The sequence below is a fragment of the Aeromonas sp. FDAARGOS 1414 genome (genome assembly GCF_019047065.1).
In the GTDB taxonomy this organism is placed as follows: domain Bacteria; phylum Pseudomonadota; class Gammaproteobacteria; order Enterobacterales; family Aeromonadaceae; genus Aeromonas; species Aeromonas veronii_A.
This window is the reverse complement of sequence record NZ_CP077210.1, coordinates 2,737,646-2,752,977: the sequence shown is the minus strand read 5'-3', so window position 1 is coordinate 2,752,977 and position 15,332 is coordinate 2,737,646. Positions and strand designations below refer to the sequence as shown.

General features: G+C 61.2%; 15 protein-coding genes. 11 read left to right on the top strand and 4 right to left on the bottom strand.

The features are described from left to right. Window positions 1-18: 18 nt before the first annotated feature. Entirely contained in the window at window positions 19-1,185 is a 1,167-nt protein-coding gene (gene torC, locus I6L44_RS12235; RefSeq protein ID WP_080771394.1) for a pentaheme c-type cytochrome TorC, read from the bottom strand. 145 nt (window positions 1,186-1,330) lie between these two features. On the opposite strand from torC, the gene torR reads away from it, so the two are divergent. Then, window positions 1,331-2,044 (top strand): two-component system response regulator TorR, encoded by a 714-nt coding sequence (gene torR / locus I6L44_RS12230; RefSeq protein ID WP_128836388.1) that lies wholly within the window; start codon window positions 1,331-1,333, stop codon window positions 2,042-2,044. Between the two features lie 36 nt (window positions 2,045-2,080). On the opposite strand, the gene I6L44_RS12225 is transcribed toward torR, so the two are convergent. Both I6L44_RS12225 and torT read right to left on the bottom strand, forming a co-directional pair. Next, window positions 2,081-2,485, bottom strand: a complete 405-nt coding sequence (locus I6L44_RS12225) for a GFA family protein (RefSeq protein WP_005338893.1) — start codon at window positions 2,483-2,485, stop codon at window positions 2,081-2,083. 37 nt (window positions 2,486-2,522) lie between these two features. Then, the gene (gene torT, locus I6L44_RS12220; RefSeq protein ID WP_216951962.1) at window positions 2,523-3,569 is read right to left on the bottom strand and encodes a TMAO reductase system periplasmic protein TorT; all 1,047 of its coding nucleotides are present in this window, start codon (window positions 3,567-3,569) and stop codon (window positions 2,523-2,525) included. 70 nt (window positions 3,570-3,639) lie between these two features. Here torT and torS point away from each other — a divergent pair, with 70 nt between their 5' ends. After that, window positions 3,640-6,465 (top strand): TMAO reductase system sensor histidine kinase/response regulator TorS, encoded by a 2,826-nt coding sequence (gene torS / locus I6L44_RS12215; RefSeq protein WP_216951961.1) that lies wholly within the window; start codon window positions 3,640-3,642, stop codon window positions 6,463-6,465. A gap of 48 nt (window positions 6,466-6,513) precedes the next feature. Here the strand turns inward: torS and I6L44_RS12210 are convergent, their stop codons facing one another. Next, complete coding sequence (locus I6L44_RS12210) at window positions 6,514-6,798, bottom strand: hypothetical protein (RefSeq protein ID WP_201938297.1); 285 nt, start codon at window positions 6,796-6,798, stop codon at window positions 6,514-6,516. A gap of 324 nt (window positions 6,799-7,122) precedes the next feature. On the opposite strand from I6L44_RS12210, the gene glyA reads away from it, so the two are divergent. From glyA to I6L44_RS12165, 9 genes are all read left to right on the top strand, one after another. Beyond that, a complete protein-coding gene (gene glyA / locus I6L44_RS12205) occupies window positions 7,123-8,376 on the top strand; it encodes a serine hydroxymethyltransferase (RefSeq protein WP_005338884.1) in 1,254 nt (417 codons plus the stop codon). Window positions 8,377-8,526: 150 nt separating this feature from the next. Next, on the top strand, window positions 8,527-8,976 hold the full coding sequence (gene nrdR, locus I6L44_RS12200) for a transcriptional regulator NrdR (RefSeq protein ID WP_005338880.1): 450 nt from the start codon (window positions 8,527-8,529) through the stop codon (window positions 8,974-8,976). Between the two features lie 199 nt (window positions 8,977-9,175). After that, window positions 9,176-10,285, top strand: coding sequence for a bifunctional diaminohydroxyphosphoribosylaminopyrimidine deaminase/5-amino-6-(5-phosphoribosylamino)uracil reductase RibD (gene ribD / locus I6L44_RS12195; RefSeq protein WP_216951960.1), 1,110 nt, complete (start codon window positions 9,176-9,178; stop codon window positions 10,283-10,285). A gap of 55 nt (window positions 10,286-10,340) precedes the next feature. Beyond that, entirely contained in the window at window positions 10,341-10,994 is a 654-nt protein-coding gene (locus I6L44_RS12190; RefSeq protein ID WP_216951959.1) for a riboflavin synthase, read from the top strand. A gap of 149 nt (window positions 10,995-11,143) precedes the next feature. Then, on the top strand, window positions 11,144-12,253 hold the full coding sequence (gene ribBA, locus I6L44_RS12185) for a bifunctional 3,4-dihydroxy-2-butanone-4-phosphate synthase/GTP cyclohydrolase II (protein WP_042054172.1): 1,110 nt from the start codon (window positions 11,144-11,146) through the stop codon (window positions 12,251-12,253). Between the two features lie 276 nt (window positions 12,254-12,529). Then, on the top strand, window positions 12,530-13,000 hold the full coding sequence (gene ribE, locus I6L44_RS12180) for a 6,7-dimethyl-8-ribityllumazine synthase (protein ID WP_005338866.1): 471 nt from the start codon (window positions 12,530-12,532) through the stop codon (window positions 12,998-13,000). Between the two features lie 14 nt (window positions 13,001-13,014). Continuing rightward, window positions 13,015-13,428: a transcription antitermination factor NusB gene (gene nusB / locus I6L44_RS12175; protein WP_005343514.1), complete on the top strand. Its 414-nt coding sequence runs from the start codon at window positions 13,015-13,017 to the stop codon at window positions 13,426-13,428. Between the two features lie 57 nt (window positions 13,429-13,485). Then, a complete protein-coding gene (gene thiL, locus I6L44_RS12170; RefSeq protein WP_026034998.1) occupies window positions 13,486-14,445 on the top strand; it encodes a thiamine-phosphate kinase in 960 nt (319 codons plus the stop codon). Then, window positions 14,442-14,936, top strand: a complete 495-nt coding sequence (locus I6L44_RS12165) for a phosphatidylglycerophosphatase A (RefSeq protein WP_216951958.1) — start codon at window positions 14,442-14,444, stop codon at window positions 14,934-14,936. The genes thiL and I6L44_RS12165 overlap by 4 nt, the downstream gene beginning before the upstream one ends. Window positions 14,937-15,332 lie beyond the last annotated feature (396 nt).

Here is a 15,332-nt window from a genome sequence, read left to right as displayed (position 1 = left end):
CCTCTTTCGAATCCGGATTTAGTGGCTGCCCTGACCACCGGTATCGGCGGCATGGTTTTGCAGGTATTTGAGCAGGGTGCGTTCCTCTTCCTTGCTCAGGCGATAGTAGGCAGACATCGCCTTGAGCCCCGAGATCCAGCCGTTGGCAGTGAAGTGAGCGGGATCCGGCGCGCCGTGGCAGGAGTTGCAGGTGGATTTGTACATCTCGCCGGCGTAATCCCAGATCGGCTTGAGCGAGGACTCAAAGCCCTTGCCATCGACCCAGGCCTGCACCTGAACCTGCTCCCACTTGATATGGGTGGCGCTGTCGGTCTCCTGCTTGAGCACTTTCTCGCTCGCTTTCAGTTCATCACGGATGGTGGCGACGAAGACCCGCTTGCCCATGTATTCGCTCAGCACCCGGCCCTTGCCATCGCTCTCGCGCCACCCTTCGATGGTCACCTTGAGGCGATCGCCGCTGCGGTCTACGACGTCGATGCGGGAGGCGGGCAGCAGTTTGCCGACCGGGTCGCTGCTCTGTTCGCTGGCGTAGAGATCTTTTTCACCCAGGTTGTAGAGGGTCTCGGCGGCTGGCGCCTCTTGCGCGTCGTTGACCAGGGTGGCGTAAGTGGCCCGGAAGCCCCCCGCCATGTTGGGCAGTTCGTGGGCGATGCCCTTGTGGCACTCGATGCAGTTCATGTTCTTCGCCGCCGCATCTTTCATCGCCAGCGCTGCCGCCGGGGACTGCTTGGCGTGATCCATGTTGTCGTAGCTGTGGCAGGACTTGCAGGTCTTGGAGTTCTGGCTGCTCATCCGCGCCCACACCTTCTCGGCCAGATGCAGGCGGCGGTCCTCGAACTTCTCCTGGGTGTCGATGCTGTGGCCTATGTACTCCTGATAGAGGTCGTTGGCCGCCTCCATTTTGCGGGCCACCTTGCCGACGAAATCCTTCGGTTGGTGACAGTCGGTACAGACCGCCTGTACCCCTGAGGCATTCTTGAAGTGGATGGACTCCTTGTACTCCGGATAGACGGTGTCTTTCATGGAGTGGCAGGAGATACAGAATTCGAGGCTGCTGGTTTTCTCAAAGCCGTAGTGCAGGCCGACGGTGCCCGCGAGGGTGACGCCGACGCCCACCAGAAGCAGCGCCAGTACCGACCAGCGACGGCTGGGGGTGCGCAGGAAGTGCCACAGTTTTTTCATCATGCTCTCTCACATCACTTTTTTGATGGGAGCCATGATAGGGAGGCGTTGTGAACAGGGCTGCCGCCACAAATTAATGAAATAGGGGTATTTATGACAAAATGTGAATAGAATAATCCTCCCTTGTCGACCATCGTGAATCCTGCCCATGAGCTACCACATTCTGGTTGTTGAAGATGATGCGGTTACCCGCGAGAAGCTGACCGGCTATTTCGAGCGGGAGGGCTATCGGGTGACGGCGGTCGAAAACGGCCAGGAGATGCGCGCCGTGCTGGCGGAGCAGACGGTCGATCTGGTGATGCTGGATATCAACCTGCCGGGGGAAGATGGTCTGCTGCTGACCCGTGAACTGCGGGCGCGCAGCACTGTGGGGATCATTCTTGTCACCGGCCGCAGCGATGCGGTGGACCGGATTGTCGGCCTCGAGATGGGGGCCGATGACTATGTCACCAAGCCGTTCGAGCTCAGGGAACTGCTGGTGCGGGTCAAGAATCTGCTGTGGCGGATCTCGCTGGCGGCCGCCGCGCCGAGCGAGCCTGCGGTCGCTGACGATGCGGTGCGCTTTGGCCCCTGGCGTTTTGACATTCCCCGTCGCCAGCTCAGCAAGGACGGAGTGCCGGTGCGTTTGACCAAGGCGGAATACGAAGTGCTGGTGGCCTTTGTCGCCCATGCCGGGCGGGTGCTCAGTCGGGAGCGGATCCTGACCCTCATCAGCCATCGCAGCGATGGCCCGAGCGATCGCACCATAGACGTGTTGATCCGGCGGCTGCGCGGCAAGATGGAAGCGGATCCGCGGGATCCCCAGCTGTTTGTCACCGTCCATGGGGAAGGCTATCTGTTTGCCGGCGAGATAGCCTCCTGACCCCGTTACGGTGGCCTTGACCTGTTTGACCGGGTGTCAGACCGGCGGGCGGGTATCAAATTGCGGGCAGTCGTCGCCAATCTGGTGCCAGGGCGCCTTGGAGCCGACAAAGATGTGAAACGCGGGTCGCTGGCTCGGCACATCGTCCAGTACCCCGAGGCGCAGGTTGATCTTGCCGCTGCTGCTCTTCTGGCTGAACAGGCTGGAGCCGCAGTGACGACAGAAGGCCAGGGTGGTCTCTGCCGATTTCCGGTAGCGGCCGATGGCCTCTTCTCCCTTCACTATGGTGACCTTGTTGCCATCCAGTCCGCCGACCGAGGCATAATCTCCCCCTGAAAACTTGCGGCATTCGCTGCAGTGGCAGTTCCCCATATAGTCGAACTGATCCGGCAGGGTCAGGGCGACGGCGCCGCACAGGCAGCTGGCATGTAACTCTTTCATCTCTTCTCCTTGAGTGTGCTGATCGGATTTGGAACGGCTATTCGACCCGATAGACGGGGCGAAAAGCGCCCTCCGAGAGGGAATCTGCGGGATCGGCCAGCGGCGCAGACAGCGTCAGAATGGGTGGCCCCATCACCCGCGGGCACTGCTCGGCATTGGCATCAGGGTGTTGCAGCAGGCAGACCGCCTGAGCGACCGCAAGGCGTCCCTGCAGCCGCATCTGATCGCTGTTGGCGGCGAGGATCTTGCCCCGGCGCAGTCCCCGCTGTACCCCGTGGCTGAAGTAGGTGCTCAGCACCTGGGGCCTGTCGAGATGGCGCTGCGCCAGCTCGTTGACCGCCACTTCGGCGGCGATGGCGCCTCCCACCAGATAGTCGAGGTTGGGATAGCGGGCCAGCGTCTGCTGCACCAGCGTGCGCTGGATTTCCCGGCTGTTGTCGCCGCGCTCGGTGGTGACCAGCTTGATGGCGCTCCCCTTGATGGCGTCGGCAAAGCCCGGCTCGACGAAGTTGTTGCCGCCGCTTGCCTGCGGGCCGGGGAAGAGGGCGACCGAGACCGGCTTGCTGCCGGCGGGGTGACGCTGCGCCAGCCAGTGGCCGATTTGCCAGCCCATCTGGTACCAGGAGACCCCCACCTTCGCCTGCACCAGACCGCTGGGCAGATCGTTGACCAGCCCAAAGAGCGGCAGCGGCGTGACCTTGATGGCCTCGCGCAAGCCCTGATAGCTCACCGCGCCGAGCAAGATGGCGTCGCTCCCTTCCTGCACGCAGCGCTGCAACTGCTGGCGCTGCTCGACGAGGGCGCCATAGCCCCCCGCTTCGTGGATCTGCAACTTGACTCCCAGCCGCTTCGCTTCGTCCACCATGCCCTGATTGACCGAAAGCCAGTAGGCGTCGCGCAGATGGGGGTAGAGGGCACAGAGGGTCAGCGGTTTGGTTGCGGCGGCGGGTTCCTGCCACTGCTGGCGCAGCGGCTGGCCGCTGAATTCGCCGCCGGGCCAGATATCGACCGCAAAGGCGAGGGCGGCGCGGGGAAGCATTAGCAACCACATCAGCAACAACGGGGAGAGATAGACGCTTCGCATGGTCAGGGGTTTTGTTAAAGTGTTGGGCCATATTATCCGGTCAAAGCCGACCACAACCAAGGGACTTCCCGTGAGAATCTTTTCCGGCCTGGGTGGCAAGTTGCTGCTGGCTTTCTCCTTGATGGCATTACTCACACTGAGTGCCTCCCTGCTGGGTTGGGTGGGGCTTAGCCATCTGCGCCAGCTGGAGCAAGGGGTGCAGCAGACTCTGGCCGATCAGGAGCTGGCCCGCACGCTCTCTCGCCTCAGCGGCGAGATCCAGAGCGCGTCGCGGCTGCTGGCCACCGCGACCAGCGAGCAGGAGCGGGAGCATCAGGGACGCTTGCTCACTCTGCAGGGGCAACAGTTGCAGCAGGTACTGGCACAACTTGGCCGTGGGCAGGGTTCAACAAGCCTCGATCAGCTCAGCCAGAGCATTATCGGTAATCTGGGTCAGCAGGGCTGGCTGGTGGGAGAGCGACTGACCCTGATGGCGCAGGGGGAGGCGCAGCGGGCCCGTCTGGTGGCGGCGGCTGGGCAGATCGCCGAGCTGGCGAGAAGCCAGATGGAGAACGCCGAAACCGTGATGGTGGCGGGGTTGGGTTCCCTCTACCAACAGCAAGGTGCGCAGGCGACCCGGACGCTGGACCGCCTGCTGGAGCAGGATCTTGACTGGCTGGAGCAGATGACCGAGCTGCGTCATCGTACCCTGATGCAGCAGCAGCGCATCGAGGAGATGTGGCGCAGCGAACGACAGGAACAGTTGCAAACGCTATTGCAAGAGGGGCTGCGGGAGCTGGCCATCTTGCAACTGCGGGCCGGGGCTGTGACCGACCCGGCCCGCCGGCAGGCGGTGGAACAGGCGCTGACCGTGCTGGCACAGAGCGACAAGCTGGTGCAACTGCGCAGCGACTGGCTCGGCAAGGGGGAGGCGCTGCGGGTGCTGGCCAATGCCAATGAAGCTCTGATGAGCAGTCTCAACCAGCAGGTCGGAGAGCTGGTCAGCCGTGCCCGCGATTCGCTGGGGCAGAGCCAGCAGGCGCTAAGCCAGCGCCTCAGGCTGCTGGAGCAGGCGTTGATGGGCATTGGCCTGCTCACCCTGCTACTACTGATGCTGCTGATGTGGCGCATGGTCTACGGCCGGATCGTCTGGCCGCTGCAACGGGCGGTGGCGGGGATGAGCCGGTTGGCACGCGGAGATCTGGCACCTCTTGAGCCGATCGCCAGCACCGGGCGCGATGAGCTGGCGGAGCTGGGCCGAGCTTTACAGGTGTTTCGTGACAATGCGGTCGAGTTGGGCCGCTATCAGCGAGAGCTGGAGTCGCGGGTCGAGGAGCGCACCGGCCAGCTCAGCCACGCCAACGAGCGGCTCAATGAGGAGGTGGAGAAGCAGCGGCAGGCTCGCGCCGAGGCCGAGCAGGCCAACCGGGCCAAGTCGGTGTTTCTCGCCACCATGAGCCACGAGATCCGCACCCCCATGAACGGCATTCTCGGGGGCCTGACGCTGCTGGAAGATACCCACCTGAGCGATACCCAGCAGCGCTATCTGGCCGCCATCGAGCACAGTGGCGAATCCCTGCTGGAGATCCTCAACGACATTCTCGACTACTCCAAGATCGAGGCGGGCCATGTGGAGGCGCGCCGCGAGCCCTTCCCCCTGTTCCAGCTGGTGGATGAACTCAGCGCGTTGTTCCGGCCAAAGGCTGCGGCCAAGGGGGTCACCCTGGCGCTGGAATATGCACCCGAGCTGGCGCCTGTGGTCGAGGGGGATCTGGGCAAGCTGCGGCAGGTGCTCGGCAACTTGCTCGGCAATGCGGTCAAGTTTACCGCCCGTGGCCAGATTACCCTGACGGTGGCGCCTCTTGCCTGCCAAGGCCCTTGCGCCGAGCCCTGCATCCGGTTTGTGGTGCGCGATACCGGCCCCGGCATTCCGGCCGATGAGCAGGAGGCGGTGTTCGAGGCGTTTCGCCAGCGCAAGCGCGATATAGGCCATCAGGGCGGCACCGGGTTGGGACTGGCGATCAGCCGCAAGCTGGTGGCCGCCATGGGGGGCGAGCTGATCCTTGCCAGCGAACCGGGCAAGGGGTGTGAATTCAGCTTCAGCCTGCCCTTGCAACGCTCGAGTGCTCAGCTGCCTGCCGAGGCGCAACCGCTGCACCTTGGCCAGTCCCGCGACATCCTGCTGGTGGAGGATAACGAGATCAACCGGCTGGTGGCGCACGGCATGCTGACCCGCCTCGGCCATCGCGTCACCCTGGCGGAGGATGGTCGCAGCGCGCTGGCGCTGGTGACCGAGCGCCCCTTCGAGCTGGCGCTGCTCGATATCAATCTGCCCGATATGGACGGCATGACCCTGCGCGAGGATCTGGCCGCCATCAGCGAGGAGATGCATGAGCGGCCGCTGCCCGCCATCGCCATCTCGGCCCAGATGTATCCGGAGGATATCCGCCACTGCCTTGCCGCCGGGTTTGTCGATTTTGTCGGCAAGCCGGTGCGGCTGGCGGTGCTGGCGAACGCCATAGATCAACTATTTCGGCAAGAAGGGGCCTCTATCGAGCCGCAGGTGCAGTTATCAGTAGCCGTGCCCCCAACTAACCACCCCGAGTGGGCCAATCCGGTGCTGGATGCCGATCTTCCCCTGCTCGGCATGGCGCGGATCCGTCAGCTGGTCGCGCTGTTTGAGTCGCAAGGGCGGGTGTTGGTGGATAAGTTGGCTCAGGGTGAGGGAAGTGAGCAACGTCAGCTGGCGCACAAGCTCAAGGGGAGTGCGCTGGCGCTTGGGTTGACCGAATTTGCCAGCCACTGTGCGGCTCTTGAGGCGGGAGGCGGGGAGCCTGCGACAATCGGGGCGCAATTTGACGCGGCGGTGAGCGGGTTGCAGCAGTGGTTGGCGGCCGACAGGGATGCGCCGTTTTGATCCCTGCTGGCGATGCACAACGTTCAGAGGGGGCCAGCCCCTGCGCCGTTATTCGCTCTCGCGAAACAGCACCTGCTTGCACTTGGCACAGACCCATTCCCGACGAAAATCGGTCAGGTGCACCATGCCCACCTCCAGCAACTCGTGGTGGCCGCAGTGATAACAGAAGATGATATCGCCATCGACTGATTCAGGGTGGGCCGCCAGATAGTCGGCTTTGGTGGGGAGCTGCTCCCACGAGGTGGTGGGGACATGTTTGCGTTGGCTGGTGTAGTAGACCCAGTAGAACAGAAAAAAGACAGCCAGGATCACGAATGTCAGCAGATGGTCCATCTTGAACTCCTCCGGTTAGGTGCAGCCCCTCGGATGCATGGCTGCAATCAGCTCCATCATCATTAAATTTGTTTCGAATGAATATGTTACAGGATGGATAAAGAGGGCGTTGTGATCCCCTTCGGGTTTTGCCCGCCTGCAGCGGGATGAAAAATGTGCCGTTTGGCGGAGCGGCCAGGGTATTGAACGGGGAGGGAATCTTGCTTTTTACAACATAAATTCAACATTTTTTTAGGTGGTTGGACTGTCTCTTTGATCCAGCTCACGTTACAATGCCCTCGCCCACTTCACCTAACGCGCAAACGATTTTCAGGAGAGAAACGGATGTTGAAACGTGACATGACCATCGCCAATTATGATCCGCAATTGTGGCAGGCCATCACAGACGAAACCCGTCGTCAGGAAGAGCATATCGAGCTGATTGCGTCTGAGAACTACACCAGCCCCCGTGTCATGGAAGCCCAGGGCTCCCAGCTGACCAACAAGTACGCCGAAGGTTACCCCTCCAAGCGTTACTACGGTGGTTGCGAGTATGTGGATGTGGTCGAAACCCTGGCTATCGAGCGCGCCAAAGAGCTGTTCGGTGCCACTTACGCCAACGTGCAGCCGCACTCCGGCTCCCAGGCCAACAGCGCCGTTTACATGGCTCTGCTGCAGCCGGGCGACACCGTACTGGGCATGAACCTGGCCCACGGCGGTCACCTGACCCACGGCTCTCCGGTCAACTTCTCCGGCAAGCTTTACAACATCGTGCCTTACGGTATCGATGAGTCCGGCAAGATCGACTACGACGACATGGAACGTCAGGCTGTCGAGCACAAGCCGAAGATGATGATCGGTGGCTTCTCCGCCTACTCCGGCATCGTTGACTGGGCCCGCATGCGCGAAATCGCCGACAAGGTCGGTGCCTACCTGTTCGTCGACATGGCCCATGTGGCTGGCCTGATCGCCGCTGGCGTCTACCCGAACCCTGTTCCCCACGCTCACGTGGTCACCTCTACCACTCACAAGACCCTGGCCGGTCCGCGCGGTGGTCTGATCCTCTCCGCTGCTGACGACGAGGAGCTCTACAAGAAGCTCAACTCTGCCGTCTTCCCGGGTGGTCAGGGTGGCCCGCTGATGCACGTCATTGCCGGTAAAGCCGTTGCCTTCAAAGAGGCGCTGGAGCCCGAGTTCAAGACCTATCAGGCTCAGGTAGTGAAGAACGCCAAGGCGATGGCTGCGACCTTTATCGAGCGCGGTTACAAGATCGTCTCCGGCGGAACCGACAACCACCTGATGCTGGTTGATCTGATCGGTCGTGAGCTGACTGGTAAGGATGCTGACGCTGCGCTGGGCAAAGCCAACATCACCGTCAACAAGAACTCCGTGCCCAACGACCCGCGCTCCCCGTTCGTCACCTCCGGTGTGCGGATCGGTACCCCGGCTATCACCCGCCGCGGTTTCAAGGAAGCCGAGTCCATCGAGCTGACCCACTGGATCTGCGACGTACTGGACAACCACGACAACGATGCTGTGCTGGCCACCGTACGCGAGAAGGTGCTGGATATCTGCCGCCGCTTCCCGGTTTATGGCTGATAAGTCAGACCATCCGGTTTGAGACCAATGCCACCTGCGGGTGGCATTGTTTTTTCTGGCTTTTACCGGTTTTGGATGGCCGTGCTACACTGGCCGACCTAGATCCTGGCCCGCCGGGCCGGTCCCTGTTCCATTAACGCCGGAGGTCCGATGCATTGCCCATTCTGTAGTGCGGTTGATACCAAGGTGATCGATTCCCGTCTGGTGGCAGAAGGCCATCAGGTGCGCCGCCGTCGTGAGTGTCTGCTCTGTCACGAGCGTTTTACCACCTTCGAAATGGCCGAGCTGGTGATGCCCCGCGTCATCAAGTCCAACGGTTCCCGCGAGCCGTTCAACGAAGACAAGCTGCGTGCCGGCATCCTGCGGGCACTGGAGAAGCGGCCGGTGAGCATGGAGGCCATCGAAAAAGCGGTCAACCATATCAAATCCCGCCTGCGTGCCACCGGCGAGCGCGAAGTCGCCTCCGAGCTGGTGGGCAATCTGGTGATGGATGAACTCAAGAGTCTGGACAAGGTGGCCTATATCCGCTTTGCCTCCGTCTATCGCAGCTTCGAAGATATTCGCGAGTTCGGCGAAGAGATCGCCAAATTGGAGAAATGATGGTATCGGATGGGCAAGTGGATATCCGCTTCGCCCCTCTCTACCTCAGGACACGAAGATATTCGCGAGTTCGGCGAAAAGATTGCCAAGCTGGAGAAGTAAACCGCCATGCTCACCCATGTTGCCGCGTCCGATTACGCTGCGCTAATCGAACCTACGATACTGCGTAAAGTCGAGATGTGTTGTCAAAGGAGCCCGAATGTTTAGTCAAGATGATTACCAATGGATGAGTCGGGCCCTCGAACTGGCCCGCCGCGGCCGCTACACCACAGCCCCCAACCCCTGCGTCGGCGCTGTGCTGGTCAAAAATGGCGTGGTGGTTGGCGAAGGGTGGCATCAGAAGGCGGGCGAGCCCCATGCCGAGGTTTACGCCCTGCGCGCCGCCGGTGACAACGCCCGTGGCGCTACCGCCTATGTGACTCTCGAACCCTGCTCCCATCACGGTCGTACTCCCCCCTGCGCCGAGGCGCTGATCAACGCCGGCGTGGCCCGGGTGGTGGCGGCCATGGTCGATCCCAATCCCCAGGTGGGTGGACGTGGCCTGCGGATGCTCTCCGAAGCGGGGATCAAGACCGATTTCGGCCTGCTGGCGAGCGAAGCCGAAGCGCTCAACCCGGGCTTTTTCAAGCGGATGCGTACCGCCTTCCCGCGGGTGACCGTCAAGTTGGGAGCCAGCCTCGATGGCCGCACCGCCATGGCGAGCGGCGAGAGCCAGTGGATCACCTCCCCGGATGCGCGCCGCGATGTGCAACGACTGCGGGCCCGCCACGATGCGGTGCTCTCCAGCGCCGAGACGGTGCTGGCCGATGGCGCTTCCCTGACCGTGCGCTGGGACGAGCTGCCCCCCTCGGTCAAGGCGAGCTATCCCAAGGAGACCCTGCGCCAGCCGCTGCGGGTCATCGTCGATTCGCAAAACCGGCTCACCCCCGACTTGCCGCTGTTCCAGAGCGAGAGCCCGGTGCTGCTGGCCCGTCACAAGGCGTCTGGCGAGTGGCCCGAGTGGGTGCAGCAGCTGGAGCTGCCGCTGCTGGATGGCAAGCTGGATCTGGTCAGCCTCTTCATGCTGCTGGCCAAACAGAACGTCAACTCGGTACTGGTCGAGGCGGGCCCGCGGCTCTGCGGCGCTCTGCTGGAAAAAGGGCTGGTGGATGAGCTGGTGCTCTATCAGGCGCCCAAACTGATGGGCGAAGAGGGGCGCGGCCTGTTCCATCTGCCGGGTCTGACCCGGCTGTTCCAGGCCCCCAAGCTCGCCATCAAGGATGTGCGCATGGTGGGGCCGGATATTCGCATTACCGCCAAAATAGCCTGATCTTTCAATGTTCAAGGGGGCATAATCAGCCCCCGTCATCAGCAAGGTGATCTGCATGTTTACCGGAATTATCGAAGCGGTGGGAACCCTGGCCGAGCTGCGCCGTCAGGGGGAGGACATGGCCCTCACCGTCCATGCACCGCATCTCGACTTCAGTGACGTCAAACTGGGCGACTCCATCGCCACCAACGGCGTCTGCCTCACCGTGGTGGCGCTGGGCGACAAGAGTTATACCGCCGACGTGTCGCTGGAAACCCTCTCCCGTACTGGCTTTGCCGCCGCCAGAGTGGGCGATCGGGTCAACCTCGAGAAGGCGCTGATGCCCACCTCCCGCCTCGGCGGCCATCTGGTCTCCGGCCATGTGGATGGGGTAGGGGAGGTGAAAAGCGTCTCCAGCAGCGGCCGTGCCATCGAGTACTGGATCAAGGCGCCGGGGGAACTCTCCCGCTATATCGCCGAGAAGGGCTCCATTGCGGTGGATGGCATCAGCCTCACCGTCAACGCGGTGCAGGGGGACCTTTTCCGCCTGACGATCGTGCCCCACACCGCGCAGGAGACCACTATTGCCAGCTGGAAGCCGGGTCACAAGGTCAACCTCGAGGTCGATCAGATCGCCCGTTATCTGGAGCGGCTGATGATGGGAAAAAGTCAGGAGAGCAGCGCCTCGACCCTGACCATGGAGACGCTGGCCAAGGCCGGTTTTCTCTGACGGTGTGCGCTGATTCTGGCCACCAAAACGATTTTCTGTGATCCCGCTCTGATTGAAATGGAGCCGCTAGCCCCAATCTAGAGCAACATACACACGCATTTGCGTTGAGCCTGCGGGCTCAACCCCCAAGCACACTGATGGAGTAGCCCATGGCGCTGAGCACAACCCAGGAAATCATTGCCGATATCAAGGCTGGCAAGATGGTGATCCTGATGGATGACGAAGACAGGGAGAACGAAGGGGACCTCATCATGGCCGCCTCCTGCGTCCGTCCGGAGGATATCAACTTCATGGCCCGCTACGGCCGTGGCCTCATCTGCCTGACTCTGACCCGGGATCGCTGCAAGCAATTGGCGCTGCCGCTGATGGTGGATCGCAACAATGCCCAGTTCTCCACCGCCTTTACCGTCTCCATCGAGGCGGCAGAAGGGGTGACCACAGGTATCTCAGCCGCCGATCGCGCGGTGACCGTGCAGGCGGCTGTGGCGCCCAATGCCAAGGCGGCCGATCTGGTGCAGCCGGGCCACATCTTCCCGCTGATGGCGCAGGATGGCGGCGTGCTGACCCGTGCCGGTCACACCGAAGCGGGCTGCGATCTGGCCCGTCTGGCCGGTTTCGAGGCGGCCGCCGTCATCGTCGAGATCCTCAACGAAGATGGCACCATGGCGCGCCGTCCGGATCTGGAGGTGTTCGCCGAGCAGCATGGCATCAAGCTTGGCACCATCGCCGACCTTATCGAGTACCGCAACCAGCACGAGACCACTGTCGAGAAGGTGGCCGAATGCAAGCTGCCCACCGAGTTTGGCGAGTTCGACCTCATCACCTTCCGCGACACCATCGACAATCAGGTTCACTTCGCCCTGAAAAAGGGTGAGGTGCAGGCTGACCAGCCGACCCTGGTGCGGGTCCATCTGCACGATGTGCTGAGCGATCTGCTGCTGACCGACCGCCACGCCGCCCGCAGCTGGCCGCTGCCCAAATCCATGGCCCGCATCGCTGACGAAGGCGGGGTGCTGGTGATTTTGGGGGCGGAATCCCATGGCGCCGAGCTGCTGGCTAGGGTCAAGGGTTTTGAAGCCGCCGACAAGGGGTTGGCGCCGGAAGGAGCCAAGTGGCAAGGCACTTCTCGCCGCGTTGGTGTGGGTTCCCAGATCCTCAAGGCGCTCGGCGTGAGCAAGATGCGCCTGTTGAGCTCGCCGAAGAAGTACCATGCCCTCGGTGGTTTCGGTCTGGAAGTGGTTGAGTACGTTGGCGAGTAACGTACTACCAGAGAAGTACCATCCCCTTCCGGGCGGTTTCGGTCTGGCAGTGGTTGAGTACGTTGGCGAGTAAAGTTCTACCAGAGAAGTACCATCCCCTTCAGGGCGGTTTCGGTCTGGAAGTCGTGGAATTTACCGGCGAGTAAGCGCGCCGGACTGGTTAAATCGCGATCATGGCCGTCTATTGCGGCCATGGTTTTTGTCGTGGGTCTGTTGTGCTAGAATGTGCGCACTTTTGACTCCGGCCCTTTTGATTGCACAGATACAGGATTTCCAATGAAGGTTATCGAAGGAAATATCGCCGCTCCTGAGGCGCGCGTTGCTATTGTTGTTGCCCGTTTCAACAGCTTCATCAACGACAGTCTGGTGAACGGTGCGGTGGACGTACTGAAGCGTCAAGGTCAAGTGCAGGACAGCAACCTGACACTGGTAAAAGTGCCGGGCGCGGTTGAAATGCCATTGGTCATCAAGAAGCTGGCCAAGAGTGGTCAATACGACGCCATCGTGGCGGTCGGTACTGTCATCCGTGGCGGCACCTATCACTTCGACTTGGTGGCAAACGAGAACAGCAAGGGCATGGCCCAGGTAATGATGGAATATGAAATTCCCGTTGCCTTCGGTGTGTTGACCACTGAAAACATTGAACAAGCCATCGAGCGTGCAGGTACCAAGGCGGGTAACAAGGGTGCAGAGGCTGCACTGGCAGCGCTCGAAATGATCAACGTCCTGAAAGAACTGGACGTGTAACGAGGAGAAGTACATTGAAACCGTCTGAGCGCCGTAAAGCCCGCCATTGCGCCACCCAGGCCATCTACCAGTGGCAGATGACCAAGGCTAACGTGGGTGACATCGAAGAGCAGTTCAAGATCGATCAGGACACCAAGGGTGTAGACCTGAACTATTTCCGCGATCTGCTGTTCGGGGTAGCCCTCCACTGCAGCGAGCTGGACAAGGTGTTTGCACCTTTCCTCTCCCGTCCGCTGGAAGAAGTGGACATGGTGGACAAGGCGATCCTGCGTCTGGCGACCTACGAGCTGACCCGTCGTGATGATGTACCGCCGCGCGTGGTCATCAACGAAGCGATCGAGCTGGCCAAAGCTTTTGCTGCCGATGACAGCCACAAGTTTGTCAACGGTGTACTGGACAAGGTGATCAAATCGCTGAACAAGCGTTGATCCTGCTGTCCGTCAGCATCTAAGAGAGGAGCCAGCTTATTGCTGGCTTTTTACTGTATGGGTGAATTTGAGCTGATTGATAAGTACTTCAAGGTTCCCCACGCCCGCAAGGACGTGGTGATGGGCCCTGGAGATGACTGTGCCCTGCTGACCCTGCCCCCCGATACCCAGCTGGCGGTGAGCACCGACACTCTGGTGAGCGGCGTACACTTCTTTCCCGACATGGATCCGGTGGATCTCGGCTACAAGGCGCTGGCGGTCAATCTCTCCGATCTCGCCGCCATGGGGGCCGAGCCGCGCTGGGTGTCGCTGGCGCTGACCTTGCCTGCCATTAACGAAGGTTGGGTCGCCGGTTTTGCCGAAGGGTTCCTGGAGCTGGCCGAGTACTACAATGTGGCGCTGGTGGGCGGAGACATGACCCGCGGGCCGCTCTCCATCACCATCTCGGTGAAGGGATCGGTGCCTGCCGGTCGCGCCCTGATGCGCAGCGGTGCCAAAGCCGGTGACGGCATCTATGTGACCGGCACTCTGGGTGATGCCGCGCTGGCGCTTTCCCACCTGCTGGGCAAACGCACCCTCAACGAGAACCAGCTGGCCGCCGTGCTGCCACGGCTCGACCACCCCCACCCCCGCATTCTGGCCGGTCAGGCGCTGCGCGGGCTGGCGGGTAGTGCGCTGGATCTCTCCGACGGTCTGGCATCGGACCTCGGCCATATCCTCAAGGCCTCCGGCGTGCGGGCCCAGATCGATCTCGATCTGCTGCCGCTCTCGCCGGTGCTGCAGGATGCGGTGAGCGAGCAGGAGGCGTGGCAACTGGCGCTGGCCGGTGGCGATGACTACGAGCTCTGCTTCACCGTACCGGAGGAGCACCGCGGCGCGCTCGATACGGCGCTGGCCCACAGCGGGGTCAAGTTCAGCCGCATCGGCCGCATCGTGGCGGGCGAGCCGGGCATCGACTACCTGCGTGGCGACCAAGCGGTCGAGCTGCAACTGAAAGGGTGGGATCACTTCGCATGAGTTTGTTCAGGATAAAGCCCGAGCTGACACGACTGGATCTGAAAAATCCGCTTCATTTTTTGGCGGTGGGGTTTGGTTCCGGCCTCAGCCCCAAGGCGCCGGGCACCATGGGCACCCTGGCGGCCATTCCGCTCTACCTGCTGGTGAGCGGGCTGCCGACCTATTGGTTTATCGCCTTGCTGGCGGTGGGTTTTGTTGTGGGGATCCGTATCTGCCAGAGCGCCACCGATGCCATCGGCGTGCCGGATCACGGCGCCATCGTCTGGGACGAGGTGATCGGCTTTGGCTTTACCATGATCGCAGCGCCAGCCGGTTGGGAGTGGGTGGTGGCGGGCTTCGCGCTGTTCCGGTTGTTTGATGTGCTCAAGCCCTGGCCCATCTCCTGGTTTGATCGCCGGATCCACGGTGGTCTAGGCATCATGCTGGACGATCTGATCGCCGGCCTGTTCGCTCTGTTTTGTATGCAATTACTGGCATTCTGGCTCGGTTGAGAGCCATCTTCCGGGGGATGACCGTTCTGGCATCCCCCGATTTATATCTGCTTAATTTTCATTCATCGGCATATGCTGCCGTTTATCATCCATTTCACATAAATATTCACTACTCATTCGGGGCTGGTGATTGTTTTGGAAATAGTGATAAATGCTGCTTGTTGCGTTGTTGTTGAAATTAAAGTAATGATACCAATAGATGTACGGACGCACCGGCCATTTGTGTGATGAAAATCATCATTTATCTCTGCCGAATTGGTGGTTATCTGCACAAAACATTGCGGAATTGTATAACTCAATCATTTACACCCGTGGTCAAACCGTCTAAGTTACTCGCGGGTTATTCCAAAAAAATGCAAAAAACCCGCCCGGATCGCTGGTTTCGCTGCCTCATGG

Bases quoted from the DNA above. Each gene is read 5' to 3' on its own strand.
- torC (WP_080771394.1), bottom strand. From the start codon at position 1,185: ATGATGAAAAAACTGTGGCACTTCCTGCGCACCCCCAGCCGTCGCTGG.
- torR (WP_128836388.1), top strand. From the start codon at position 1,331: ATGAGCTACCACATTCTGGTTGTTGAAGATGATGCGGTTACCCGCGAG.
- I6L44_RS12225 (WP_005338893.1), bottom strand. From the start codon at position 2,485: ATGAAAGAGTTACATGCCAGCTGCCTGTGCGGCGCCGTCGCCCTGACC.
- torT (WP_216951962.1), bottom strand. From the start codon at position 3,569: ATGCGAAGCGTCTATCTCTCCCCGTTGTTGCTGATGTGGTTGCTAATG.
- I6L44_RS12210 (WP_201938297.1), bottom strand. From the start codon at position 6,798: ATGGACCATCTGCTGACATTCGTGATCCTGGCTGTCTTTTTTCTGTTC.
- glyA (WP_005338884.1), top strand. From the start codon at position 7,123: ATGTTGAAACGTGACATGACCATCGCCAATTATGATCCGCAATTGTGG.
- nrdR (WP_005338880.1), top strand. From the start codon at position 8,527: ATGCATTGCCCATTCTGTAGTGCGGTTGATACCAAGGTGATCGATTCC.
- ribD (WP_216951960.1), top strand. From the start codon at position 9,176: ATGTTTAGTCAAGATGATTACCAATGGATGAGTCGGGCCCTCGAACTG.
- I6L44_RS12190 (WP_216951959.1), top strand. From the start codon at position 10,341: ATGTTTACCGGAATTATCGAAGCGGTGGGAACCCTGGCCGAGCTGCGC.
- ribBA (WP_042054172.1), top strand. From the start codon at position 11,144: ATGGCGCTGAGCACAACCCAGGAAATCATTGCCGATATCAAGGCTGGC.
- ribE (WP_005338866.1), top strand. From the start codon at position 12,530: ATGAAGGTTATCGAAGGAAATATCGCCGCTCCTGAGGCGCGCGTTGCT.
- thiL (WP_026034998.1), top strand. From the start codon at position 13,486: ATGGGTGAATTTGAGCTGATTGATAAGTACTTCAAGGTTCCCCACGCC.
- I6L44_RS12165 (WP_216951958.1), top strand. From the start codon at position 14,442: ATGAGTTTGTTCAGGATAAAGCCCGAGCTGACACGACTGGATCTGAAA.